A 23,107-nucleotide genomic window follows, 5' to 3' on the forward strand; every position below is an offset into this window, starting at 1 on the left:
ACTATTTTATAAGGTCTATAAATCGTATTCGTTTCCCCTTTTTGCCTGTTGCCTTGTCGGTAGCATGCCAGTCCTTGATTTGGCAATAGACACCATTGTGCCTGCGGATGTCGTCTTTCAGACATCCTTCACATTGGGTAACCACTTCGGTAGTCCCGAACAGGTCGGCTACAACCTCCTTGCGTTCTCCGCAACTGTTTGGAATGACACCTTTCAATCCGTCCATCTGCCATACGTTCCACGAAATGATATAAGCGATGTAGTTGATGGATTTCAACAAGGGGCGTTTGCCAAATTTCTGTTGGTAATACTCCACAAAGGAGACGAGCAAAGATTCTCGGGCAATGAGTAGATTGTCCCCCTGCCATTCGTAACCGTAGATACTTTTATAGGCTTCTTGTGCCCACTCAAGCCATTCACCCGAAGTGGATGTGTTCTCGCTTACCACCCTTAGTTTGCGGTCAAGTAAACCGATACGCTGTTCCAAAGGGATAGTTTCGCCTGTCGTGGTATCATAGCGGCTTATCAGGTATGGGGCTTCTCCACAAGTGATTTCCAATCGGATATCGCGTACATAGTCCTTCCAAGTTTTACCCTCCGGAAATATGATGCTGCCTTCCGTTGATTTCCATTTATGGTGTCCCTGTTCGTTTGCATATTCAGTATTGAAAACATCATTTCGTCCGAACCATGCTTCATCAATCAAGTTGTTCTGCGCATTGCATATCCATGATGGAGTGAAAACCTCAGCCATATCACGAGAACGGATTGACTGGGTATCACGACTTTTGAGGACACGAGGCATGATGATATGTCCGTTATCTCCTATTATGAGGTGGGGGAGAATAGGAGAATTGTATTGGTATTCTTTGCCAATATGTTCATAATCTGAAGTAGCCCAGAAGATATTGCGTTGCATATCAGCCTTGCTCGTAGTATGGTCTTTGAGCAAGGTGTTCAGCAATTCCGGTGAAAGCTGGAATATGCTATCTTCCAATATATCAACTTCTACAGGCATTTTATATCAAGTTTACGCCCGTCTCTTATGGGAATAAGGAGAAATAATACTTCTCTTGCCAAGAGACGGATAAGCCTTCTTATCCTGCTGATATAGAGTTGTATTTTACTTTTGCATAGCTAACTTTTATAAAACATCTGGTATCTTTTACAAAACAAAAGCACGGCAATAGACAAGATTTTCAGCGTTTTATGACCTAAAAATCATTATTTTGCGTAACTTTGCATTATAATATCCGTCTCTTGGCAAGCGTTGGACAGATTCGCAAAACATCCACGGCTTCACAGTAAATCCAGTATTTTCTTATTGGCTTTATCCACCACAGTAGTATCCAGCGATGCAAGATAAATCTGCGTAGTGTTCTCTGAATCATGCCCCATGCCCTCACTAATGACAGAGATAGGCACATTACGGCTCTTGGCGATACTTGCCCACGAATGCCGACCAACATACATCGTTAAGGGTATTGGCAAATCCAGTTGCTTTCCGATTTTCTTCAACAGATGGTTTACTCGGTGAAGTTCGTTGGCGTATTGCTTCCGATAATCATCGTCCCGTTTTGTAATGATGGGCAAGAGGTATTCCGTTTCGTTTACCAAATATTTGTCAAGAATCTCTTGCATACACCTTTCCCATTTGATGAACAACCGTTGTCCCGTCTTCCGTCTGCGATAGGAAAGAGTGCCATTCTGCAAGTCCTTCTTTCTCAGATAAGCCATGTCGATAAACGACATTCCTCTTGTATAGAAACTGAACAGGAACATGTCACGGGTATAGTCAAGATTGGGCATCAATGACAAGTCAAGCCCTTTGATGCGTCTAATATCATTGAGTGACAAGGCTCGCTTTATGGTTTTCTCCACTCCCGTATAGACGGACTTGAACGGATGTCGTTGTTCGGTCAATCCATCTTCCACCGCACGGTTATAGACCGCTTTCAGAATACGCATATAGAAGGATATGGTGTTGAGCGTATTTCCCCTGCCTTTCAAATAAGCCTCGTACTCTGCCAACAAATCCGCATTAAATTGGTCAAACAAGGCCTCTGGGTCATTCATAAAACCGCTAAAACTTCTGAGTGCAGCTGTATAAGTTTCAGAAGTGCGTATCTTCCCCAAGCGTTTCAGTCTCGCTATCTGCTGGCTGATGTAAGCGTTAAACGACAGTTCTTGCCTGTTGTCATGAAAGCGCATGATTATATCGTCCGTTACAAATGTGCCGGACTGGGATAACGTGTGTATGATTTTGTTCAATCTCTCCTTGTCCCACTTGATACGTGAACCGATTGAAAGCAGATAATTGTTCCTCTCTTGTCCTGTCGATATATGATGTAAGACAACCGTTTCAGAATGGCAGTCCCATTCCGAAACGAAAAGTTTATACTCTGTGTTTATCTGTCTGACCACACGGTTGTGGATGACCTGATAGTAGAGTGTACCCTCCCTGCCGTTTACGGTGGATGGGCGAAACTTGACCTTTATCGATGCCATATCAGTCGGATTTGGATTGATAACACTTCTCCATCTCCCTTGAAAGCTCCACAATCTCCCGGCTCAACTTCACAAGTTCAATGGTACAACTTTCCAACTTGTAGAGCAGAGCCATTGCCTTCTTCTCCGAAAAATGACATCGCAGCTCTTTGACTACCTGATTATAGTTCGTGCCGATGGCACGGAACTGGGCGTGGAAGTCCGACAACTTGGTGTAGTATTCCAGCATCGCCTTGTCCACCTTTAACACCTTGAACTTCTGCCCGAAGAAGTGCGCCTTGAGAAAGACGGCTTTCGCATATACCTGTGATTCCTCGTACATCGTGAGGAACTTGTTCCATTCCTCATCATCGAAGCGCACCATCACGCAGTGCGTCTTCGGATTCAGCTTGGGACTTCTCCCGTATTTACTCTTCTTTTTCATGCTTCTTATTCTTTCAATTTTATGGTTTGTTCACTGTCTAATCTCTGATAAAGAAAGATTGAAATTATCCGACTTCGGAGGATAATTCTGCCCACGGCGGTGCAAGGGTTTTCAGTTACTCCGGAACATCCGAGTAACTGAAAACATACCTTGCTGTGTCTTTGAGGACACAAAAATCCTCCGCCTGTCGGATTGATTTCCGAGTGTAATAACTCACTTTGTGTATCGGTCGAACCGATGGAGTACATCCAACGGCTCAACCTGTTCCACCGTAATCCCGTCAGAGTTTGCGCCATTGCTCGATGTCATTCCGGTAGGCCTCGAGGTGCAGGCGGACAAGGTTCTCTATAAGTCCGGATGCGCTCATGCCCTTCCCTCCGAGGTAGCGGACAACCCTGTCCAACTCGTCACGCACCGTCTCACTGACGAACACGGGCTTGCGGTTGATAATTTTGGGAACTTTGAGATAGGTGGTGCGGTACTCTTCTAAAGACAGCCTGCGCTGTTTGCCACTGATACGCTTCTGCGGCATTACCGCTTCTCCGCTCGCCACTCCTGACGGTTCTTCTGCCATATGAATTTCTGCTTCTTCCGTGACGGTCTTGCCGGGCTGTTCCGGCTCCTCCGGTTCCAGACCGATACTCCTGTAGAAGTCGTCTATCGACTTGGAGGTGTAGGGTTCCCTGCGCCCCATTTTTTCCACGATTTCACGAGCTTGACGCTCTGTAATGTTTGGTTCTTTTTTCATTGTAAAAACAAATTGATTAAGTTATTGAATGTGGTCTTGGTCTATACCTCGACCGATTATCGGGAGCGAAGTAAGGTGCTTTAATACAGTCAGTCAAGCACTTGGATTTTCTTAGTCATTTTTGTACGGTTTTGCTTTATGGGGACTGACAAATCGGTGCGGACTTCACCGATTTGCCGGATATGAATAGCTGAAAGTACAAAGGTACGATTGGGGACAATTTTAAATTAAGCCCTTATTTTGGCTGTGGCTTCTTTATAAAAAAAGGGAATTAAAGGCTGAACGGAAATCGTATTCCACCGGCTTGCTCACAGATAACCGGCAAGCAGTACCCCGGACAATGACTACCGTATCGGCGCAACACGCTGCCACTTTTTGAAAATCCATTGCATGACAGCGGATAATGTATTTCTTTGTGGCAAAAGAAACAGTAACAATTAAAAGAAAGGCAATATGGAAATTGTATCAATCGAAAGAAAGACCTTTGAGGCAATGGTCGCCAAGTTCGACCGTTTCGTCAGCCGTATGGATGCCATCTGCCATCGGCACGGGGAAAAGAAAATGAGCGAATGGATGGATAATCAGGACGTGTGCCGTATGCTCAACATCAGCCCTCGCACGTTACAGACGCTTCGGGATAACGGCACGCTGGCTTATTCACAGATAAACCACAAGACGTATTACCGTCCCGAAGACGTGGAACTCATTGTCTCCGTTGTGGAGGATAGAAGAAAGGAAGCGAAGTTCAAAGGAAAGACTATATGAATTAAATATAATGACAACACCCACTAAATCCAGAGTAATATGAATGAGTTGATTAACAAGGACAACAAGTGGATAATCCACTTTATGGGCAGTCTTGACCGACTGCTTGATAATGTAGAGCACCTGACCGCCAATTACCGCCCGACATTGGGCGGTGAGCGTTTCTTCACTGACAAGGAGGTGTCGGCACGGCTGAAGGTGAGCCGCCGGACACTTCAGGACTACCGCAATGAAGGGCGTATCGCCTATATCCAGTTGGGCGGTAAAATCCTCTACCGTGAATCCGACATCGAACGGATGCTGAATGACGGCTACCGCTCCGCCTACCGACAAAGGATAACTTGATTTTTCTTAAAGGAGTGCAGTTTGCCGTATGCCCTGTATTGCGGCAGCAATAGACTTTCGACAAAAAGAAAAAAGGAACGGCTTACAGACGAAGCGCAGTATTGACACTTCATCCGTAAGCCGTTCCTTTTCTGCTCTTATAATTACCCATCAGTTGCTTGTTTTTCGTTGTCGGATGCCTTTCAAACGTGTGGCAACGGAAACAAGTTACTGACGGGATGAACCTCAACTATACCATCGGTTATTACTCCTGCCACAGGAAACAAACAACGTAACAGGTGTTTCTCTTTTGGTAGTGCTGATTTCATTTATTATAAACCGTCTGAACAAAGCACTTTCTTTACTGCATATCCTGAATGCAATGGCTATAACCAGTTCAAGGTTGTAAACGTCATAACTGATACCATCCGGTTGCCTGATATATCGCATCGTATCGGCTTCATTCAGTTCATTGTTCTTATAGATTGCCCGTATTGCCTTGCGGACATTGCATGAGAACACCCCGAACAGGTCGGCAATCTCAAATTGCATCATCCATACGGGTGCGGTTGGCATAGTGACTGCATCCGTTTCACTGATTGTTATTATGCCTCTGCTCATAATCCCTTTATTTTATGATGATTATTTGCTATTTCTTCTTTTCGCCAGACGATATTTCCTTTCTTCGCTCCATCAGTTTGTCCATATCTTTGGAAATTTTATCATCGGTTATCCGTGCATATCCCTGTGTCGTCCTGATATTGGAGTGTCCCATCATCTTGGCGATACTCTCAATGGGTATATCTGCCGAAATCAAAAATGTTCCGAAACTGTGCCGACTTTGGTGATAGGTCAAGTTTTCCTCTTTCCCTATGGTTATTCCCAACTCGTGAACCTCAAACCATAGGGCATCACGGTTGGGAAGAGGAAACACGGGCTTCTCGTCATCGGTCGTGTTATACAGCGACAATATCCGCTCCGCTATGGGATGTAAGGGTATGAATGCCTCCACCTTTGTCTTTTTTCGGTTGATGCGGATGTACCGTCTGCCATCAGCGTTTGTTCCGATATGGTGGGGATGAAGAAGTTTGATGTCCACATACGCCAGTCCCGTCAGGGTGGAAAATATGAAAGCCCGTCTTGCCAGTTCCATACGCTTGTCATACATCGGTGTGGAAAGTATCTTCTTGAACTCCTCACGGCTGATGTACCTGTGCCTTGCTTCCGGCTTTGTCTCATATTCCAAGTCCTCACAGGGATTTACACGGAGAATCTCCTTGTCTACTGCAAGGTACAACAGTCGGTTCAGCCAACGCAGGCAATGGTTGGTCTGGGAAGCCCCGAAGTTCTTGCATTTCTTCAAGTGGGCTTTGTAGGACTTGCCGAAATCCTCCGTCACTTCTTCAAGGGGAATGTCCTTTTTACCGATGGACGTAAGAAAATCCGTCAGGTACTTCTGATAATACATTGAACTTCGACAGGAAGAAGTCGAGTCTATTTCTTCGGAATGCTTCTTCAACCGCTCACGTTCCCATTCTCCCATCTGTAGAAGAGTGGTCGGATGGATGTTGTTCAAGGATATGTGGTTCTTCAAAATCTCGGCACTGACCACACCTTGCGATTTCAGTATCTCATTGTAGGCTTCCTCTGTCAGTCGTAAATATTCTCGTAAGCGGTTATTTTCCCTTACGGATTTAATCTCGTTTTTCTTGCTGTTCCATTCTTCCGGTCGGCAATAAATCCCCGTACTGATGGCAGTCTGTTTGCCGTCAATGGTTATGCGGCAGAGTATGGCGGTCGTACCGTCAGCCTTTACTTTGCTGCGGTTAATGTAGGGTAAAAGTGAAAATGTGCTTCGCATATAGTTTTCTGTATTAAAGGATTAAAGAACTAATTGAAAATCTTTGGTGGCTTCTATGAACTTGTCCATGTCCTCGAAAAGTTTCTTCGGGCTGACACGGGCATAGACCTGTGTTGTGGAAATGTCGGAATGTCCCAGCATCCTACTGATGGTTTCTATCGGCACACCTGCTTCAAGCGTAATCAGCGAGGCGAAGCTGTGCCTCGCCTGATGATAACACAAATCATCCTTGATGCCTGCCAGTGCCGCCAACGCTTTCATGTGTCGTCTGAGATTTGACCAATGCAGCAAAGGGAACAGGGTGTCCCTATCCTCACTATGATATTTTTCAATCAGCGCAATCGCTTCCGGTAACAGTTTCACACAGGCACGAAGTTCGTTTTTCTTTCTTCGATACTTCAACCACAAAGCACCGTCCTCATCCGTATATAGGTTCTCGTGGGTAATCGAGACAACATCCGCATAACAGACCCCGGTGTAGCACCCGAAGAGAAACATATCCCTTGCCAGTATATGGGATTTGCGGTAAGCGGGTATTTCCACATCACGGATTTTCTCAAACGATTCACGACTCAATGCCCGTGGTGTCGTTTCCGTCTTCTTTGGTAAGGTAAAATGCTGGAAGTGGATTCTGTCGGCATATCCATCCTTATACGCCAGACGGCATATCTTCTTCAGGATGGCAAGATGATGGCGGACAGTATCAATCGCATAGCCTTTCTCTTCCGTGGCAAAAGACTGATAGTCGTGGATGAACTGCTCTGTCAGTTGTCCAAATGCCAAATCTTTCACCTTGTACTTGTTCTCGATGAACTCCCCGATTGTCAGGCGCATATAGTGATAACCGGGATAAGTCCCTTTTGCCCTGTCTATGCCGATACGGGCTTTGAGGTCATCGCAGACAACATCCGTCATTCGCATGAGCGTCATCTGCGTTTCCATGCTGCCCTGAAAAAGGTTTTTCACATCGGTAGCATCAAAATCAACCTTGCGATTCACAAGGTTGTCAAAGGCATTGTTTACCGCTAACAGTAACTTTTCAATCTTAGCATTGATCTCAACCGCTTCCTTGCTTTTGCCGTTCAGACGGCTTTCACGTGGATTCCATAATTCGGGAGTGCAGGACAGTTTGCATCCGAACTGTGCCATTGTCCTGTTTACCGTAATGCGTCCCATGATGGGAGCTTTTCCCGACTTGTCCGGTCCGCTCTTTTTGAGGTAGAGCAATACCTTGAATTTTTCTACTTTCATACGCTTATACTTTTTAGTGCAAAAATACTTGCCATATAAGCGTTCCTTGATATGCAAAATACTGTGTATGAGTGCAAATAAAACGGTGAGGATTTCTTTTCATCGCTTACCGTTACCTGTTTTTGTTTCGGTAACCGCCCGGCTAACGGTTTGGTAACTGAACAACCTCAATATTCTGTTGTCGTTTGCATTTTCCACATTTTGCAGAATACAGAAATACAGCTCATTTCAAACGACTTACGTTTAATCTTTACCTGTTCATTATTGCTTGCTTCGCCTTGTATATTCCATATGGCCCGGCATACGTTCGCCACTACTATTACCTTGTCTCATGGCATACCGATTGAAACCGTATCGAAAATGCTTGGACATACCAGTATCAAGACGACGCAAATCTACGCTAAGATTTTGGATACGAAGGTTATGGACGACATGGCAGCCCTCAAAGAAATGTACGCCCGGAAAGAATCACAAGAATCACCCAGCAATAAAGCAGCAAACGAATGAAAACAACCGCAACCCTCATCCAGCAAGCCCTCGAACAAAAAGCAATCGACAGCATGATAGCATACGAACGGAACCTCATCTCCGAACAGAAGATGGGGAAAGCGCTCAATGACGCACTGCAGCACTATAGCAACGTCGAAGGACACCGCAGCATTGTCCTCAAAGGATGGATTATAAAAACGATCTACGCCCTGAAAAGCAACCAACTGAATGATCTCGACCGAATAGCTTTCAAATACATAAAAAATGAATATTAATCCCTATAAAGAAGTAGAACAATGAAAACAAAGAACAATAACATGAAAATCATGAAAACCGAAAGTACAGCCAATGAACAGGAACGGAAAGAAGCGAAGTACAAGCCCGTTACCCCCGTCATACTCGACAATGTCTCCGAAGACGTGACATTTATTCGCTCTGCAGATGTGTGTAAGCTACTCAACGTCAGCAATTCAACATTGAGAAACCTGCGCGCAGCGCAGGCTATTCCCTTCTACAAGCTGGGCGGAACGTTCCTTTACAACAAAGAAGAAATCATGAATTATCTGGCATCCAATTATAGCAAAAGATTATGAGTAAGAATGGATTCTCCTATTACAAAGCGGAGACAGACCGCTTTCAGGACATTAAGATAAAGCGTCTGAAAAAGAAATACGGATGCGACGGATACGCTGTCTACCAATACGCGCTGAACGAAATCTACCGGGTGGAAGGCGCATATATCCGCTGGACGGAAGACCAGCTCTTTGACTGTGCCGACTATTGGGACATGAACGAAGCACGGGTGAAGGAGATCATCGGTTACTGTGCCGAAGTATGCCTGTTCGACCCCGTGATGTGGAAGACGCAATGCATACTGACCTCACGTGCCATTCAAAGCCGATATCTCGATATCTGCAAGATCAGCAAGAAGAAATCATACATACCGCTCGAAATCCTGCTTGTAGAACCGGAACAGCCGATGAGGGAGCCTGTAGCGATGCCACTCTTCGAAGGCGGGGCCGGGGCGGCGGAACACGATACACCGAATCAGGCAACATTGGCCGAACAAAAATTCCGGAGTACTCCGGAAACTTTCCAGAATACTCCGGAAAGTTCCGGAAACATTCCGGAAAAAACAGACAAAGAAAAGAAAATAAAAGAAAAACAAAGAAAATCCTCCTCTACTCCCCCGCAGCCTTCCGGAGCGCTTACGGAGGAGGAAGCGAGAGTTTTACTTTCTTCTACCGTATTGGGTGAGGACCGTAGCTCCAAACCGGATATCGCCAGGCATCAACCGTCACAGGCGGATGTGAAGGCGGATGTGAAGGCGGAGGAAGAGAAACAGCGCAATCCGCAGGGGCTGATAAACACGCTGCGTCCCTACAATCTGTCGCAAAGAGAGCTGGAGGAGGTACTGCAGCTCTCACGGCATGGAGAAATCGGAAATCCTGTCTGGTCTATTCTTGCCGAAATGCACGGAAACAAACGTCTCAAAATGCCGCGTCTATTCCTGTTGAAGCGACTGCGGGATGCAATGGGACTAGTGGCCGGAGGAAGCCCGGGCGGTAAAGCGAAAGAAGCCTCCTGATTGATCACTCAAAAGAACGAAAAACAATGAACGAAAATACAACAAAAGAAACGCTGTACTATCCCCGCAAAATGCGTATAGGATGGTGCGTGGCCCATGAAGTGACAGCCGCAGGCGTCAAGATCGAGCGTTACGGAATCAAGTGCCGGACGTATGCCGAAGCATTCGACAGGGCGGCGAAACTGAATAATGAAAATCGGGCCGGCAAAGCGGCTGTTAATGAATCGGCAAGTGAAGGAGGCGGGCAATTATGAGCGAAAAAGTGAGCATCCTCACGCTACGGCTGACAGCCGAAGAGGCCGCACAGATGGAAGTGCTCAAATCCATCACCGGAAAGAAAAGCGGCAGTGAAGCGATAAAGTATATCGTGAAGGAATACCCCCGATTCTGTGCCCACTACAAGCAGGAGGCACGGGAGAAGGGAGAATTGCAACGCAAGTACCAGGATCAGAAAATCGCTGTGGGAGATTTCCTCAAAGCATTCGAAAGATTGCAGCAGACGATGGAGGATGACCGGAAGTAGAGCATCCTGCCGATGTCAGTCGGAAAGGTGATAGCTGATTTCTCCGGAAGAAGATCTCGATCTGAATAAATGTGATAGCAAATGGTTTCTCCAGGAACAGCTGCCGGCGAAAGATCTGCTATCATAACGAGTGAGATATCGGGATGATCAGGTGTAGATCCTGCCAGGTGTGTGATAGCAATCCGGCAATCCGGGCCACAAGCGACAGCCTATGCGATGGTAGCCCATGCGGTGTGTACTCAGTCGTTTTCAATGCCCGGTGCGGTTTCGCTCTGCCCGGCACTTGTTGCCGGGACAAGGCTCAATCCGCTACCTTCCTGCGTCTGAACGACAGGAAACAGGCAGTCGGTCCGAAGTGCAGCCATGCGGTACGGGGTTCCCGTGTTTATCGCAAACGCATTTGTTCTACGGAAGTCAGCGCCCTTCGCCGTCCTCCGGGCGCGTGCGGTCGTGATGCTGCGTGCGCGGGGTGCTTCCGGTGTTTCTGTCCTGCTGCAGCTTTTGCGCGGAAAATCCATAATAGGCAATTATGTTTAATAAGTTGCGGAGCCGTTCCGGATTCCGCCCTTTTATTAAACATAACAGCGCATTATGGATATTCCCGCTGTTTGGGTAGTTTCCCGTTTCTCGGTACCGGGCTCAAAGTTACCCCTTGCGGAACATTACCGCCTCCACACAGCCGCCCCGTAGCTTCTCACATGGGACGGCGGCTGTCCCCGACCACCGCCCCGAAGTTACTTCCGTCTTTCCGCTCCTCCTTCGGACTGCGCCTGTCGGCGTGCCCGGCTGACTGTTTCCACCCTGCGGCATACCGAAGTTTCCCGGCGGGGCGTGCCGCCCCGCTCCGCGGAGCGGACGGCGAAGCCGACCGCCGAAAGTTGTGACATTTGCGCCATTGTCACAACTTCCAGCCTTTAACAAGCATATATAACTATATCTACTCAGTTTCCGGATGACAACTACACATTAAAAGCCCTACCTTTACGACTGTGAACCAATATTCCGAACCATGTATACAAACGTACACTCAGCAAACAACTATCAAGCCAACCTGAGTAACCGAAGTTATGGCTTTAAAGAGCTGGCCGTACTTTACTTCCCCAATATAGCCCCTGCCTCTGCGAGTATCCGCCTTAAACAGTGGATAAAGGATGACGTAGAACTATTGGGATCACTGGAAGAAACCAACTACCACCTCAGCAACCGTATTCTCACCCCTAAACAGAGAGACCTTATTACGACCACTTTCGGTTCACCCTTCTGACCCCATAGCGCAGCCACTCCCACGGCTACAGCCCGACACCCCTTTGGTGGGGGAACGCCCACCGACTGAGCGCCTCCCCCAAAGGGGGACGGGAGGGGGGTAGATGAGAAATACACAACTAGAAATTACTCACATAATCACCCACAAAACAATGATCAAACAAAGAAACATTTCCCTGATCGTGGTGCATTGCACCGCCTCCCGCTGCACCAGTGATCTCACCCCGCCCTCCCTCGACGCCATGCACAAGCGTCAAGGCTTCACCGAATGCGGCTATCATTATTACATCACAAAAGACGGCCGGATACACCACATGCGCGACATTACCAAGATCGGCGCACACGTCAAAGGCCACAACAGCGAATCAATAGGAATCGCTTACGAAGGAGGTCTTAACGCATCAGGCAAAGCAACCGACACACGTACCACCGCACAAAAACAAAGCCTTGAAACGCTCCTGCGCTTTCTGTTACTCACCTATCCGGGAGCAAAGGTCTGCGGCCATCGTGATCTGAGTCCCGATCTCAACCATAACGGAATCATAGAACCATGCGAGTACATCAAAGAATGTCCCTGCTTCAATGTCCGGACCGAATACGGTTATTTAATGGAAAATGGAAAATGGAGAATGGATAATGTACCATGCGGTATATAAGCGCATGAAAGCGTAGCCAATTATTCATTGCTCATTATCCATTATCCATTCACCCTACCTTTGCCGGGAACAATTAAAAAGGAGGTCAATATGAAACCATTTTGGAGAAACACGTTGCGAGTATTGAAAGTGATCGGTAAAATTTTCGTTTGGCTGACCGGAGCGGACAGCCCGGTCAACGATAACGAGAAGAAGGACTAACTCCTGTAATACCCGGCAATGGGAAAACCCCTGTTTTGAGGGCTGCGGACATACCCCGCAGCCCTTTTTTCATGTACATAAACGCATCATGCATCACATATCATCATAGATAAGAATGCACGCCCGCAGCCGCCCGCGCGTATATATAACTTTGCCCGCAGAATGAATCATTAATCACTAAACACTAATAAACATGGCAATTCAAGTAAAAGCATCCTTGCGTAAGAATCCGCAGGACAAAAAAGCAGCCGGAAAATACTACGCTCAGGTAGTTCTTGCTCCGGAAATGACACAGAGACAAATCATCGACCAGATCGCTGACCGTTGTACCGTAACTGGCTCAGACGTGAAAGCGGTGCTGGACGCATTGATGACAGTTATCAAACGTAACCTTGCCAACGGTTCTCCTATTCGCTTAGGCGACCTTGGCTCATTCCGTCCTTCCGTATCGGGTATCGGTAGCGAAAATGTGGATAAGTTTACGGCAAGTAACGTGAAGAAAGCCCGCGTGATCTACGTACCTTCTGCAGAAATCAAGGAAGCGGTAGCAATGTATGCTTTCTCTAAGGTTGGCGCGACTGCCGAAGGCGGGAATACCGAAAAGCCCGGTGGAGGGGATATCGACAACCCCGGGGGCGGAGACGAAGAAGCACCAGACCCGACAGTTTAAAGCGGTCATCCGCTACGTATCAGTAACCATTTGAAAAGAAAGCCTGATGAACAGAAGAAGTTCATCGGGCTTTCTTCGTTTTCAGCTGTTAGAGACTGTCTGCAGGGCTTGCGGAATATATCAGGAGTTTTTCAAAAAATGTCTGACGTTTTTTAGAAAACTCTTGTTGTTTTCTTGGAGATGTTTTTCGCAATTTCCGGCATATAGCTGACTGTTTTCTTTCTGATTGGGTGTTCTTCTATCCATAAATAAACGCAGGAAGAGGAATAGAAACGCTGTTATCTATAAATTTATAAAGAGGTATTTTTGTTCTACCCCCTCCCGTCCCCCTTTGGGGGAGGCGCTTAGTCGGTGGGCGTGGTCGCCCCCCTTGCCGCAGGGCGTTCCCCCACCGAAGGGGGTGGGCTGTAGCCGTGGGAGCGGCTGCGCTACGGGGTCATTCATGTGTTCGTTATGTGATTTATTCCTTCTATACTTTTTAGTGATATTCGCCCGATTGTCACGGATTTCCCCTGTTCGTTACTTTTCGGCGGGGCGTTTCGCCCCGCTCCCCGGAGCGGACGGCGAAGCCGATCGCCGAAGATTTCCGGCACGCCGCAGGGCGGAAGCGGTCTGCCGGGAACGCCGCAGGCGCAATCCGCAGGAGGAACGAAAAACGGGAGTAACTTCGGGGCGGTGGTCGGGGTGGCGGCTTGCCGCCATAGTGGAGGCGTAAACATTCCGCAGGGAAACATCCGGAAGGGGTAACTTTCTGCCCGGTTATGCCAAACACTGTCTTTCCGGGGCGACGTGCAGAAGGCCACATTATGTTGAATATTCCTCACGGGCGGAACGCGCCGGAGGATATTAAATATAATGTTCCTTCTGCATCTCGCCCAATTCAACTATTTCTCTGCAAACCACTGCTACCCATAGCGCACGCAGGCATCACGTCAGCACGGCGGCGGACGCTTGCGCCGCCTTCATGGTCTAATCGCTCAGGAATGGTCAATCATAAACACGGGAACCCCGCACCGCATGGCGGCACTTCAGACTAGTAGCCTGTTTCCTGTCGTTCAGACGAAAGAAGGTAGCGGATTGAGCATTGTCCCGGCAGAAAGTGCCGGGCAGAGCGAAACCGCACCGGGCATTGAAAACGACTGAGTACACACCGCATGGGCTACTACCGCATAGGCTGTCGCTTGTGGTCCGGCTTGCCGGGGTGTGAGCGGGAGCCGGAGCCGAATGCACCAGACGGAAGTAACTTCCGGGAAACGTCCCCAGCTGTACTTCCTTTGTATCACCGCCAAAGGGCGGCTTTCTTTGCGCCAATCGGATGACTACGGGGAAAGCAAGGGAAGCGGCACGGTGCACGGAAATACTGTCCGACCGATAAACGCTGGCAGTGAAGGAGAATCCCGGTAGTAACACTGGAGGAGCAGGGCGAGCGCATGGGGTGCAGTCCTGTAAGGCTGCGCCCTGATGCGGTTGCGCTGCGGTGGGTATTCAGACGAACTGATGTTCGCCTGATCACTTCCGTACTCCTGTGTCCGATCTGCCGGGATTGCTATCACACACCTGGCAGGATCTGCACCTGATCATCCCGATATCACCTGTTAGCTGATAGCAGATCACGGCGGCCGGCTTTTTCCTGGACACAACTTTTGCTATCACTTTGATTCAGCTCAGGCAACTGGATCCGGAGAAATCCGATAGCAGATACTAAACCACCTGTGCAATTTAAACAGCAAGAGGTTCTTCTTTAATGATCGAGATTCCGAGTGCATTTTCAATCTTGGCCAACGTTTCAAGCGAAAGGTTTTCCCGTCCTTTCAATACCTTCGAAATATACTGCCGGCTACAATTCATCTTCTCAGCCAGTTGCTTCTGATTCATTTCCAGTTCCTCCATTCTATCGAGCATCAGCATCGCTATATGTTGGGAATACCGCAACCAAGTTTCATTAGCATCCATGTACTCAAACACTTCACGCCATTTCGACGGTGTTGGAGATGCATGCTTTTCAAGCCTCTCCACAATCTTTCTCATGTTCTCATTCATATATCTACCTCCTATAATTACAATTCACTCATATAATCAATAAACCCGTCATCATCAATAATGTTCTCTTCCAGCAAATATCGTCTGACCTTATCCATTTTCACAAGTTCCTTTCTTGTATGCTCTCTTTCCTGCATGGTGGCGGTCAGTTTGATAGCTCCCCCCGTAATGATGTATACGCCAGAAGTCAATTTGATAGCATAAAGACGCAGCCAGGACGAATGCCCGATGGTACGTTTCAATCGGGCCTTTTCTTTCTGAAGCATAAAATCCGATGCCTGGTTATTATCCAGCGGTCGAAACAATCTGCTCAAATCTGCCTCCGGAGATATGTCCATAATGACGCATCTCAATCTCTTGCTGTCTTCAATCGTATCCTTAATCGCCTGATTGATATCAGTAATTTTAAAATAGGCACTCAAATCGTTTATATTTTCTTTGAAAAACGACCGTAGCCACATCACATCACTCCAATCGTAGAACAATTTGAGAAACTCATTATCTTCCTCCCCATCCAGGCGTACAGACCACAGTTTTTTGCTTCCTGTAATATCGTCAAATGTCATATTTTTCCTGTTTTGTTTCCACAAAGATACGAAAAAGAATCGAAACTGTCAACTTATAAGTTGACAGTTTTAGTTAATTAAGATTGTTTTATACAGGCTTTGCGTGTGACTGATAAGTGGTCGTATCAGTTTCCCATTCATTAATATCTAAATCATTCTTTGTACTATCTAATGGTGAGGCCACCGTTTCGCGATTGCTTTCATCAGGAAGCATCGGCTCACAACCACTCAACAGATGGAGTACAAACATAACTATAGCAATAATAGCTCCCGCCGTCAAATGCCCCTTTATATGATGGAAATATCCTCTCGCATACGCTTCGCCCCGACTATAATTCTTTTGCATTTTTTAATTTTTTAGTCCGACAAAGTTAATAAATTAAATGCGAGATTTGTCTCTTTTTGTCACTTTAATTAGGTTTATCCGATTAAAAACAATACCTTTGTAGGAGAAAACTTGAATCCTCAATTGGATATTAAAAGAGGGTTTTTGCCAAAGTAGGTGTCTAATTCGGTGACACTACTAAAAATGAAAGCTGTTATTTCATTGAAAATGAGATTATAAAGAAACTAAAGTTTGAGGGCAGGTAGCCCAACAAGATCAACGTCAATGATGAATACGAAAATCCCGCTAAAATGAAAGTTTTAGCGGGATTTTTGCTTTTTGCGGTATACTTTCATAGCTGGTAAGGCTCAAAAAAAAGAGTCTTCCAAAATGAATGGAAAACTCTTTTTACATCAGCACCGTTTAGGTGATGTTTTTCTGCATCTATGATGGGATACCTATTGTGTCTGTGTTATGACATTTGGCTGCTACCAACCCGGATTCTGAACAAGTTTGCTCGACTTCTGAATCTCGTTTAACGGGATAGGATAGAGGTACATGCGTCTTTCAAAAATACGGGTTTCAAATGCGGTACGCTCCATAAAGTCCTCCAGGTTATCGGCATTCATATTCATACCATGTACCGGTCCGCCTTGCTTATATCCTTCTTCATCGGCACACATCCAGCGACGGACGTCGAAATAGCGTTGTCCTTCGGCGAATAGTTCGATCCGGCGTTCTTTGCGGATGGCTTCTTCCTGTAAGGCTTGGTTGCCTTTTATTTCAGGCTTGATGTCCTTTAGTAAAGGGATACCTGCTCGGTAGCGGACACTGTCGATATGTGCAATGATACGTTCATCCGAAGGATTTACATGGTTCAACGCTTCGGCATATAATAAATAGAAGTCGGCGAGACGGAACAACATTCCTGCTCTGTATTTTGATTTGGCATTACTTCCTTGGTTTAAAAGATCACGGTTCATTCCCTTGTAAAGCAGATAGCCGGAGTAGCTCATATCCGCTTTGGAGTTATCGTCTCCGCTGCCTTTATAGAAATAAATCTGTTTCGTTGTTTTTTGCCATGTCTTGCCGGAGTAAGTTATGGCCTGATAAAAACGTGGTTCGCGATTCTTATACATATTAGGAATGCCGTCTTCGCCAATGCCTTCTTCTGAATAAAGTCCTGACTCGTGAATACTCTTGCCGTCATTCATGTAGAAATCGTCAATGGCTTCCTGCAATACACCTACACAACCGAATCCGCTATATATCGCACGTGGAGTGCATCTGCGTTCTCTTCCTTCTCCACCTACATCGCCCCATGAATTCTTGCTGGTTTGCCAGATAGCTTCCGGGTTGTTCAAACTTACCTGAAAGAGTTGGTATAGAGATTCTTCTGCATTCAACTCTCCATCTTTATCTTTTTCTTTATAAAGGTGATAGTGAGTTTTTGCATAATCAATGAAGCGCTGCAACGCGTTTAAGGCAGTTTGCCATTTTTTGTCATCTTTCGCAGGAAACAGTTGTTTGTCCTGATTATCCCTCAATGCGATTGCTTCCGAATATCCTCCGTTAAGTAAGGGGCTTGCGGCATACACGTGGAGTTTTGCCAGAATAGCCAATGCTGCCCCTTTGGTAGGTGCTGCGCTTCGGTTCTCGTTTGGAGTCCCGTCATCGTTCACTTCCTTTTCAGGCAGTTCATTGTAGCATTCATTGAGTTCGGAATCGATGAATTGCACTACTTCGTCGACAGAGTTCCGGTAATAGTCCAGATCACTTGCGGACGGTTCCGATATTTCTGTCATAATGGGGATAGGACCATACAATTCAAATAACAAGTAGTGATAGTAAGCACGTAGGAAACGAGCTTCGTTTTTCAATCTTGCCAATTCGTCTTCGTCAATGTAATCCGTAACGTCACCTTGCTGTGGGATCGTATGCGAGTATGCCAGAAATTCGTTTGCCTGACGGATTTGTTTGTAAAGACTCCAGCGCGATAAATCCGCCGATCCGGCATGGTAACCTACTGTCGGAATTGTCTTGACATTATTTTGTGCACTTTTTAACTCGTCGGAAACTGCCGGCCAGGGATTATCCAATCCCGTCAAGGCTGCATAAGAACTGGTTATAATAATGTTTGATACATCCGGAATTCCGGAATATATATATCGGTGGAAGCGACGGGCATAACCGGTATTATTGAATACTTCTTCCATGCTTAATTCTGCCGCCAGGTCGTCCGATACATCCAGATAATCGCTGCAACCCGAAAAGAATATCGTGCTTAGTCCTACGGCCACTATGATTGATAGTTTTTTCAATGTCTTCATATATATAATGTATTATATGTATTATTAGAAAGTAAAGTCAAGACCGAATGTGAAAGTCCGGCTCAGTGGATATGAGAAGCCGCCGTTGGTGTTTCCAAGTTCCGGGTCCCACATTTTGATATCATCCCATACACAAAGATTGTTTCCTTGCAGATAAACACGCAAAGCTTGTATACCGATTTTTTTCAGTGTTTTCTCCTTGAAGTTGTAACCGACTTCAATATTTTTCAGTCGCAGGAAACTGGCATTGCGCAGCCACCAAGTGCTGGCAGCTGTATTGTTGTCATAATTGGTAGAGTGCATGCGGGGGAACATTACATTTTGGCTTGGGTTCTGTTCCGTCCATCTGTTGGCTACTTCTGATCGTACGGCAGACTCTTCGACTCCCCATTGGAACGGGAAAAATGCTCCGTTCGAGCTGGCTCCTAATACGGTCGATGTATTTCCTGAACCTTGGAAGAAGATACCGACATAGGCTCCTTTCCATTCGGCATTGAGGCCGAAGCCATAAACTATTTCCGGAACGGAAGGATTTCCTACATCTTCCATCTGGTCATTGCTGTCGATCTTACCGTCTCCGTTCAGGTCTTTGTATTTGATATCTCCCGGACGTACTCCGCTTGACAGACCGGATACAACTCCCGGTTTCAGTTCATACTGGCGGTTCAGACCTTCACCTGTTATGTTGAAGTCGTCGGCGGTATAAAGTCCGTCAGCAATGTATAGTTTCCATGAGTTGAGGCGAGTTCCTTTCTTTTCGAGCCACGGATAAACTTGTGGCACCTGATCATATTCGAGGATTTCGTTGCGTGCAAATGTAAAGTTACCGCGTGCGCTCAGGTTAACTTCACCTACTTTATAATTGAGATTCAGACTTGCATCCACACCTTGGTTTTTCACGATACCGAAGTTTTGCCATGGCATTTGCTGGAAGCCTGTCACATTGGAAACGGTATTACGTTGCAATAGGATGTCCTTACGTTTGTTGTTGAAGTAGTCCACTTGCAGGTCAATGCGGTTGTCGAATAACCCCAAGTCGATACCGAAGTTGCGTTTGTCTTCGATTTCCCAGGAAAGAAACGGTGATTCGAACTGGGCTTCGGTAATTCCATTGCCTACTCCGCCTAATGCGCCGCTGTTGCTGAATCCGATATTATAGCCGCTATTATCCTGTTTCATGGTTCCACGATATAAGAAGCGGTTGCCGCCGGTATCGTCGTTACCGGTACGACCGATGGAGAATCTTAATTTCAATTTGCTTACTACCTTTTTCAAGGCTTCCGGATAATAATGTTCATTGCTGATATACCATGCCAAACCCATGGCGGGGAAGAAACCGAAGCGATAGCCTTTTGCAAAGGTTTCCGAACCGGTGTAGCCGAAGTTACCTTCTAAGAAATAGCGTCCGTCATATCCATAAGTTACACGACCTACCAAACCTTGCTTTCTATAAGGTAAAGCGTTATTGTGATACTGTGTTTCTTTTTGCATGTATAGGAACATGGCCCCTACATCGTGTTTCTCTGCAAATGTACGGTTGTAATTGAAGGCTGTTTCAAAGTAAATCTTCTTGTTTGAACTGTTACTCAGGTTTTCTGATAGTACATCGCTGCCTTCTACTACAGTCTTATATAACAGTTTGCCATTTTCGTCGCGTCCTGTGGCTAGATATTGTGTCGGTGTTTTGGTACGTTTGGCGATATATGACATGTCTGCGTCAAAGCTGATAAGTCCTTTCCATGTCAATCCCTTGGTCAGGAAGTCCAGCTTCTGGTCTACTTCCACTTTCGACTGGATGGAAGTTCTCCATTCTTTGGCGTATCCTGAGTTAACAAGCAGGTTGTACGGGTTGGAACGATTGCCTGACGGACGGGGATGTCCGGCCACAGTTCCGTCGGAATAAACTGCCGGCATGATATAAGACGGAGTACGGCACATGGTAGTAAAAATAGTGCTGGTTCCTGTTCCCGGATAATTGGTTTGCAGGTATTGTCCGCTGAGGTCTACTTTTACTGTTGTGGTTTTAGTTGCGTCAAAGTCAATGTTGCTGCGCAGATTGTAGCGCTTCAATCCGATATTGTTATCATAGTCATTGCCGAAATCCTTGAATATACCATTTTCCTGATAGAAGGCGCCGGATACGAAGTAACGGGCACGTTCAGTTCCTCCTCTTACGTTCAGGGTATACCGCATATTATAGGTGTGGTTTCTTAGCATTGTACCCAACCAGTCAGTGTCCGGATATAAATCACGGTCGGCTCCGGGACCGTATTTGGCTATCTCTTCGTCTGTGCGTATGCTGGCGGTCCCTTCGTTGTTCAATGCTTCGTTGTATAGGTTTAACGTTTCTACTGAGTTCATGAAAGTCGGCAGACGTGTTGGTTCGAGAATAGTTCCTTCGGCTCGGAAAGAGATTTTAGGTTTCTGTGAATTTCCTCGTTTGGAAGTAATCAAGATAACTCCGTTTGCGCCTTCGGCTCCGTAAACAGCTGTGGCGGCAGCATCTTTCAGTAAGGTAAATGATTCAATTTCATCCGCTTCAATATCCTGCATTTGCCGGGGGACACCGTCGACTAATACAAGCGGATTGGTACCGCCTTTGAAAGAACTTTGTCCCCGAATCCAAAAGTCGGCATTGTCATATCCCGGTTCACCGGAACGTTGCACTGCGATCAAGCCCGGTACTTGCCCTGCCAGATTATTGGTCATATTACGACTGGAAGAAACGGACAACTCTTTGGGACCGATGGCGTTGATGGAACTCACTACGCTGTTCTTCTTTTGTTTTCCGTAGCCGATAACAACGACGTCCTCCAGCATCTCTGTGCTCGGAAGCATTTTGATTGCTAATACCTTTTCTCCTTTATAAGTGATTTTTTGCTGTTCGTAACCCACATAAGAGAAAAGAAGTATATTGCCTTTTTGGGCTTTGATGGTGAAATTACCATCTACGTCAGTGATGGCACCGACTGTGGTTCCTTCGATTTTTATCTGCACTCCGATCATCGGCTGCCCGTTTTCATCGACTACGAGTCCTGTCGGACTTTGTCCTTGTGCATAAATTGTGTTTATTCCTGCAAATAAGGCAAACAGAATGAAACACATTACTTTTAATATCTTATTCATAAATGTTTCTTTTAAGTAAGAATTAGAAAATAATTAAGGTTACTTGTCCGTGCCGTATACATATATTTCTGCCAGGTGTCCTACAGATGAACCACTGCCCAGAGTGGGGATGTAAATACGTATCCAGCGTGCATCACATGCTTTTACGGGGACCATTTGCTCTGTTTTTATGCTACCGTCAAAGAAGTATTTTCCAATCAGGTTCCATGTTTCACCGTCATCTCCTGCATAAATCTCAAGGTTCATAGAAGTAAGTGCATTTTGTCTGGCGATGAGTCCTAATTGGCTGACACTGTTCTCTTTGCCCATGTCGAGTATTATTTCGTATGGTGGAGCTACTTCTCCTCCCTGCCATTTACTATGCCAGAAAGTGTTTATCTCTCCGTCAATCAAAGATATTGTCTGACCGTTGTGGGGGTAAGCGGCTGAAACTTCGCCTGTCTTTTCTTCCGTGTTGGCAGTCACTGTCCAGTGGTCACGGTTAATAGGGCCGCCTTGTTTGATTACGAAATAGTTGGCTACCGTTTCCTTGTCTATGTTGATGCTGGCGTCTCCTTGTCCGCTAAGTCCGCCGAGTGAAACCGGAAGAAGATAATTTCCGGGGGGAAGTGTTTCACCCAGCAGGCTAATAGCAGAGCCTCCCGTTGTCTTTCCCTTGGCGATAGTGACATCGGGAAGAGTGTAGAAGTCGGAAGGTAAAGGTATGTAATAGGTCGAATTTGCCGAATTGTAGTTGTCCACATAGTCCGCTCCTTTGGTTGCAAACGAGGTCGTCAGATCCCATTCGTTCTCAAAGCTTATCTCTGTGTCGAGATTCATAGGTGAAGTAGTCGTTCCTCCTTCTACTACGAAGTCTCCTCCGGTAGATGCAAGTCTGACGATGGCTTCTTTAACGATAAATCCGTAAAGTGTTGCCGTTCGGTCGGAGTTCATAGGAGTCCCTGTAGAGGATACCCGTAATGGAAGAACGTATTTAAGTTCATCAAAGCCGCACAGGTTGTAGATTTTGTGAGGATCATACACCAGACTGCCTCCTGTTACGCGCCTGTCTCCGCCGGGAGAGACGGAATAGGTTGCATTTTCAATCGTATAGCATTCGGGAGGTAGTAATTGATAGGAAGTGCCGTCCGCATTATTCAGAGAATCCAACAGGGATTGTTCTACTGAAAAAGTCACCGTTCCTCCGGTATCCTCTAATCCTGCCTTGGCAATGGATAGATCAATCTTGTTGAGAGGGCCTAAATCGTAAACTTCAATGGTGGAGAATCCACTTTGTGATGCTGAGAACATTCCCTTAGAACGTTCGTTATCAACATCTTCTACGCAGCTGGTAATGCATAAGAATGCCAGCAAGCATGGTGTTAGTTCAAAGCATTTTTTCATAAATTAATATTAGTTTTATTAAAGGTAAAAAGGGTAAAAACAAGTTGAAGTACTTGTGGGTACTCT

General features: G+C 46.2%; 27 protein-coding genes. 13 read left to right on the top strand and 14 right to left on the bottom strand.

Annotated features, from left to right (window positions below; all coding sequences use genetic code 11):
* Nucleotide 1: 1 nt before the first annotated feature.
* The 4 genes from BT_RS20260 to BT_RS20275 all read right to left on the bottom strand — a co-directional run bounded on the left by BT_RS20260 (nt 2) and on the right by BT_RS20275 (nt 3,680).
* Nucleotides 2-1,018: a restriction endonuclease subunit M gene (locus BT_RS20260; protein ID WP_011109063.1), complete on the bottom strand. Its 1,017-nt coding sequence runs from the start codon at nt 1,016-1,018 to the stop codon at nt 2-4.
* Nucleotides 1,019-1,299: 281 nt separating this feature from the next.
* Entirely contained in the window at nt 1,300-2,508 is a 1,209-nt protein-coding gene (locus BT_RS20265; RefSeq protein ID WP_011109064.1) for a tyrosine-type recombinase/integrase, read from the bottom strand.
* A gap of 1 nt (nt 2,509) precedes the next feature.
* Nucleotides 2,510-2,932, bottom strand: coding sequence for a conjugal transfer protein MobA (gene mobA, locus BT_RS20270; RefSeq protein WP_011109065.1), 423 nt, complete (start codon nt 2,930-2,932; stop codon nt 2,510-2,512).
* A gap of 280 nt (nt 2,933-3,212) precedes the next feature.
* Nucleotides 3,213-3,680 carry a DUF3408 domain-containing protein gene (locus BT_RS20275; RefSeq protein ID WP_011109067.1) on the bottom strand — a complete coding sequence of 156 codons (468 nt, stop codon included), beginning with the start codon at nt 3,678-3,680 and terminating at the stop codon, nt 3,213-3,215.
* 453 nt (nt 3,681-4,133) lie between these two features.
* On the opposite strand from BT_RS20275, the gene BT_RS20280 reads away from it, so the two are divergent.
* Both BT_RS20280 and BT_RS20285 read left to right on the top strand, forming a co-directional pair.
* The gene (locus tag BT_RS20280) at nt 4,134-4,445 is read left to right on the top strand and encodes a helix-turn-helix domain-containing protein (RefSeq protein ID WP_074559344.1); all 312 of its coding nucleotides are present in this window, start codon (nt 4,134-4,136) and stop codon (nt 4,443-4,445) included.
* Nucleotides 4,446-4,484: 39 nt separating this feature from the next.
* Entirely contained in the window at nt 4,485-4,790 is a 306-nt protein-coding gene (locus BT_RS20285) for a helix-turn-helix domain-containing protein (RefSeq protein WP_103877546.1), read from the top strand.
* Between the two features lie 225 nt (nt 4,791-5,015).
* On the opposite strand, the gene BT_RS20290 is transcribed toward BT_RS20285, so the two are convergent.
* From BT_RS20290 to BT_RS20300, 3 genes are read right to left on the bottom strand one after another with little or no spacing between them, the layout of a single operon-like run.
* Entirely contained in the window at nt 5,016-5,390 is a 375-nt protein-coding gene (locus BT_RS20290; RefSeq protein WP_011109069.1) for a hypothetical protein, read from the bottom strand.
* A gap of 28 nt (nt 5,391-5,418) precedes the next feature.
* A complete protein-coding gene (locus BT_RS20295) occupies nt 5,419-6,630 on the bottom strand; it encodes a site-specific integrase (RefSeq protein ID WP_011109070.1) in 1,212 nt (403 codons plus the stop codon).
* A 21-nt stretch (nt 6,631-6,651) separates the two neighbouring features.
* On the bottom strand, nt 6,652-7,881 hold the full coding sequence (locus BT_RS20300; RefSeq protein ID WP_011109071.1) for a site-specific integrase: 1,230 nt from the start codon (nt 7,879-7,881) through the stop codon (nt 6,652-6,654).
* Nucleotides 7,882-8,145: 264 nt separating this feature from the next.
* On the opposite strand from BT_RS20300, the gene BT_RS24760 reads away from it, so the two are divergent.
* The 11 genes from BT_RS24760 to BT_RS20355 all read left to right on the top strand — a co-directional run bounded on the left by BT_RS24760 (nt 8,146) and on the right by BT_RS20355 (nt 13,986).
* On the top strand, nt 8,146-8,388 hold the full coding sequence (locus tag BT_RS24760) for a tyrosine-type recombinase/integrase (RefSeq protein WP_272798351.1): 243 nt from the start codon (nt 8,146-8,148) through the stop codon (nt 8,386-8,388).
* Nucleotides 8,385-8,645 carry a hypothetical protein gene (locus BT_RS20310; RefSeq protein WP_008764266.1) on the top strand — a complete coding sequence of 87 codons (261 nt, stop codon included), beginning with the start codon at nt 8,385-8,387 and terminating at the stop codon, nt 8,643-8,645. The genes BT_RS24760 and BT_RS20310 overlap by 4 nt, the downstream gene beginning before the upstream one ends.
* 21 nt (nt 8,646-8,666) lie before the next feature.
* Nucleotides 8,667-8,963, top strand: coding sequence for a helix-turn-helix domain-containing protein (locus BT_RS20315; RefSeq protein ID WP_011109073.1), 297 nt, complete (start codon nt 8,667-8,669; stop codon nt 8,961-8,963).
* Entirely contained in the window at nt 8,960-9,958 is a 999-nt protein-coding gene (locus tag BT_RS20320) for a DUF4373 domain-containing protein (RefSeq protein WP_011109074.1), read from the top strand. Before BT_RS20315 ends, BT_RS20320 begins: the two co-directional genes overlap by 4 nt.
* A 26-nt stretch (nt 9,959-9,984) precedes the next feature.
* On the top strand, nt 9,985-10,212 hold the full coding sequence (locus BT_RS20325; protein ID WP_008764269.1) for a hypothetical protein: 228 nt from the start codon (nt 9,985-9,987) through the stop codon (nt 10,210-10,212).
* On the top strand, nt 10,209-10,481 hold the full coding sequence (locus BT_RS20330; protein ID WP_008764270.1) for a hypothetical protein: 273 nt from the start codon (nt 10,209-10,211) through the stop codon (nt 10,479-10,481). The genes BT_RS20325 and BT_RS20330 overlap by 4 nt, the downstream gene beginning before the upstream one ends.
* A gap of 143 nt (nt 10,482-10,624) precedes the next feature.
* Nucleotides 10,625-11,365 carry a hypothetical protein gene (locus BT_RS20335; protein WP_011109075.1) on the top strand — a complete coding sequence of 247 codons (741 nt, stop codon included), beginning with the start codon at nt 10,625-10,627 and terminating at the stop codon, nt 11,363-11,365.
* Between the two features lie 125 nt (nt 11,366-11,490).
* The gene (locus BT_RS20340) at nt 11,491-11,745 is read left to right on the top strand and encodes a DUF4248 domain-containing protein (RefSeq protein ID WP_011109076.1); all 255 of its coding nucleotides are present in this window, start codon (nt 11,491-11,493) and stop codon (nt 11,743-11,745) included.
* A 151-nt stretch (nt 11,746-11,896) separates the two neighbouring features.
* Entirely contained in the window at nt 11,897-12,400 is a 504-nt protein-coding gene (locus BT_RS20345) for an N-acetylmuramoyl-L-alanine amidase (protein ID WP_011109077.1), read from the top strand.
* Nucleotides 12,401-12,794: 394 nt separating this feature from the next.
* A complete protein-coding gene (locus tag BT_RS20350; RefSeq protein ID WP_011109078.1) occupies nt 12,795-13,271 on the top strand; it encodes an HU family DNA-binding protein in 477 nt (158 codons plus the stop codon).
* 442 nt (nt 13,272-13,713) lie between these two features.
* Nucleotides 13,714-13,986 (top strand): hypothetical protein, encoded by a 273-nt coding sequence (locus BT_RS20355; RefSeq protein WP_164927914.1) that lies wholly within the window; start codon nt 13,714-13,716, stop codon nt 13,984-13,986.
* 272 nt (nt 13,987-14,258) lie between these two features.
* Here the strand turns inward: BT_RS20355 and BT_RS24765 are convergent, their stop codons facing one another.
* From BT_RS24765 to BT_RS20390, 7 genes are all read right to left on the bottom strand, one after another.
* Nucleotides 14,259-14,681, bottom strand: a complete 423-nt coding sequence (locus tag BT_RS24765; protein WP_011109080.1) for a hypothetical protein — start codon at nt 14,679-14,681, stop codon at nt 14,259-14,261.
* Between the two features lie 309 nt (nt 14,682-14,990).
* Nucleotides 14,991-15,299, bottom strand: a complete 309-nt coding sequence (locus tag BT_RS20365; protein ID WP_032840585.1) for a helix-turn-helix domain-containing protein — start codon at nt 15,297-15,299, stop codon at nt 14,991-14,993.
* A gap of 29 nt (nt 15,300-15,328) precedes the next feature.
* Nucleotides 15,329-15,877 (bottom strand): hypothetical protein, encoded by a 549-nt coding sequence (locus tag BT_RS20370; protein ID WP_011109081.1) that lies wholly within the window; start codon nt 15,875-15,877, stop codon nt 15,329-15,331.
* A gap of 88 nt (nt 15,878-15,965) precedes the next feature.
* Nucleotides 15,966-16,223 carry a hypothetical protein gene (locus BT_RS20375; RefSeq protein ID WP_008764279.1) on the bottom strand — a complete coding sequence of 86 codons (258 nt, stop codon included), beginning with the start codon at nt 16,221-16,223 and terminating at the stop codon, nt 15,966-15,968.
* Between the two features lie 467 nt (nt 16,224-16,690).
* On the bottom strand, nt 16,691-18,532 hold the full coding sequence (locus BT_RS20380; protein ID WP_008764280.1) for a RagB/SusD family nutrient uptake outer membrane protein: 1,842 nt from the start codon (nt 18,530-18,532) through the stop codon (nt 16,691-16,693).
* Nucleotides 18,533-18,556: 24 nt separating this feature from the next.
* Nucleotides 18,557-21,658 (bottom strand): SusC/RagA family TonB-linked outer membrane protein, encoded by a 3,102-nt coding sequence (locus BT_RS20385; protein ID WP_008764281.1) that lies wholly within the window; start codon nt 21,656-21,658, stop codon nt 18,557-18,559.
* Nucleotides 21,659-21,697: 39 nt separating this feature from the next.
* On the bottom strand, nt 21,698-23,041 hold the full coding sequence (locus tag BT_RS20390; RefSeq protein WP_011109082.1) for a BT_3987 domain-containing protein: 1,344 nt from the start codon (nt 23,039-23,041) through the stop codon (nt 21,698-21,700).
* Between the last annotated feature and the right edge of the window lie 66 nt (nt 23,042-23,107).

Source organism: Bacteroides thetaiotaomicron VPI-5482, assembly GCF_000011065.1.
Taxonomy (GTDB): domain Bacteria; phylum Bacteroidota; class Bacteroidia; order Bacteroidales; family Bacteroidaceae; genus Bacteroides; species Bacteroides thetaiotaomicron.

Bases quoted from the DNA above. Each gene is read 5' to 3' on its own strand.
- BT_RS20275 (WP_011109067.1), bottom strand. From the start codon at position 3,680: ATGAAAAAAGAACCAAACATTACAGAGCGTCAAGCTCGTGAAATCGTG.
- BT_RS20355 (WP_164927914.1), top strand. From the start codon at position 13,714: ATGTGTTCGTTATGTGATTTATTCCTTCTATACTTTTTAGTGATATTC.
- BT_RS20325 (WP_008764269.1), top strand. From the start codon at position 9,985: ATGAACGAAAATACAACAAAAGAAACGCTGTACTATCCCCGCAAAATG.
- BT_RS20335 (WP_011109075.1), top strand. From the start codon at position 10,625: ATGATCAGGTGTAGATCCTGCCAGGTGTGTGATAGCAATCCGGCAATC.
- BT_RS20330 (WP_008764270.1), top strand. From the start codon at position 10,209: ATGAGCGAAAAAGTGAGCATCCTCACGCTACGGCTGACAGCCGAAGAG.
- BT_RS20350 (WP_011109078.1), top strand. From the start codon at position 12,795: ATGGCAATTCAAGTAAAAGCATCCTTGCGTAAGAATCCGCAGGACAAA.
- BT_RS20265 (WP_011109064.1), bottom strand. From the start codon at position 2,508: ATGGCATCGATAAAGGTCAAGTTTCGCCCATCCACCGTAAACGGCAGG.
- BT_RS20280 (WP_074559344.1), top strand. From the start codon at position 4,134: ATGGAAATTGTATCAATCGAAAGAAAGACCTTTGAGGCAATGGTCGCC.
- BT_RS20320 (WP_011109074.1), top strand. From the start codon at position 8,960: ATGAGTAAGAATGGATTCTCCTATTACAAAGCGGAGACAGACCGCTTT.
- mobA (WP_011109065.1), bottom strand. From the start codon at position 2,932: ATGAAAAAGAAGAGTAAATACGGGAGAAGTCCCAAGCTGAATCCGAAG.
- BT_RS20290 (WP_011109069.1), bottom strand. From the start codon at position 5,390: ATGAGCAGAGGCATAATAACAATCAGTGAAACGGATGCAGTCACTATG.
- BT_RS20380 (WP_008764280.1), bottom strand. From the start codon at position 18,532: ATGAAGACATTGAAAAAACTATCAATCATAGTGGCCGTAGGACTAAGC.
- BT_RS20300 (WP_011109071.1), bottom strand. From the start codon at position 7,881: ATGAAAGTAGAAAAATTCAAGGTATTGCTCTACCTCAAAAAGAGCGGA.
- BT_RS20315 (WP_011109073.1), top strand. From the start codon at position 8,667: ATGAAAACAAAGAACAATAACATGAAAATCATGAAAACCGAAAGTACA.
- BT_RS20390 (WP_011109082.1), bottom strand. From the start codon at position 23,041: ATGAAAAAATGCTTTGAACTAACACCATGCTTGCTGGCATTCTTATGC.
- BT_RS20385 (WP_008764281.1), bottom strand. From the start codon at position 21,658: ATGAATAAGATATTAAAAGTAATGTGTTTCATTCTGTTTGCCTTATTT.
- BT_RS20365 (WP_032840585.1), bottom strand. From the start codon at position 15,299: ATGAGAAAGATTGTGGAGAGGCTTGAAAAGCATGCATCTCCAACACCG.
- BT_RS20375 (WP_008764279.1), bottom strand. From the start codon at position 16,223: ATGCAAAAGAATTATAGTCGGGGCGAAGCGTATGCGAGAGGATATTTC.
- BT_RS20370 (WP_011109081.1), bottom strand. From the start codon at position 15,877: ATGACATTTGACGATATTACAGGAAGCAAAAAACTGTGGTCTGTACGC.
- BT_RS20345 (WP_011109077.1), top strand. From the start codon at position 11,897: ATGATCAAACAAAGAAACATTTCCCTGATCGTGGTGCATTGCACCGCC.
- BT_RS20295 (WP_011109070.1), bottom strand. From the start codon at position 6,630: ATGCGAAGCACATTTTCACTTTTACCCTACATTAACCGCAGCAAAGTA.
- BT_RS20285 (WP_103877546.1), top strand. From the start codon at position 4,485: ATGAATGAGTTGATTAACAAGGACAACAAGTGGATAATCCACTTTATG.
- BT_RS20310 (WP_008764266.1), top strand. From the start codon at position 8,385: ATGAAAACAACCGCAACCCTCATCCAGCAAGCCCTCGAACAAAAAGCA.
- BT_RS20340 (WP_011109076.1), top strand. From the start codon at position 11,491: ATGTATACAAACGTACACTCAGCAAACAACTATCAAGCCAACCTGAGT.
- BT_RS20260 (WP_011109063.1), bottom strand. From the start codon at position 1,018: ATGCCTGTAGAAGTTGATATATTGGAAGATAGCATATTCCAGCTTTCA.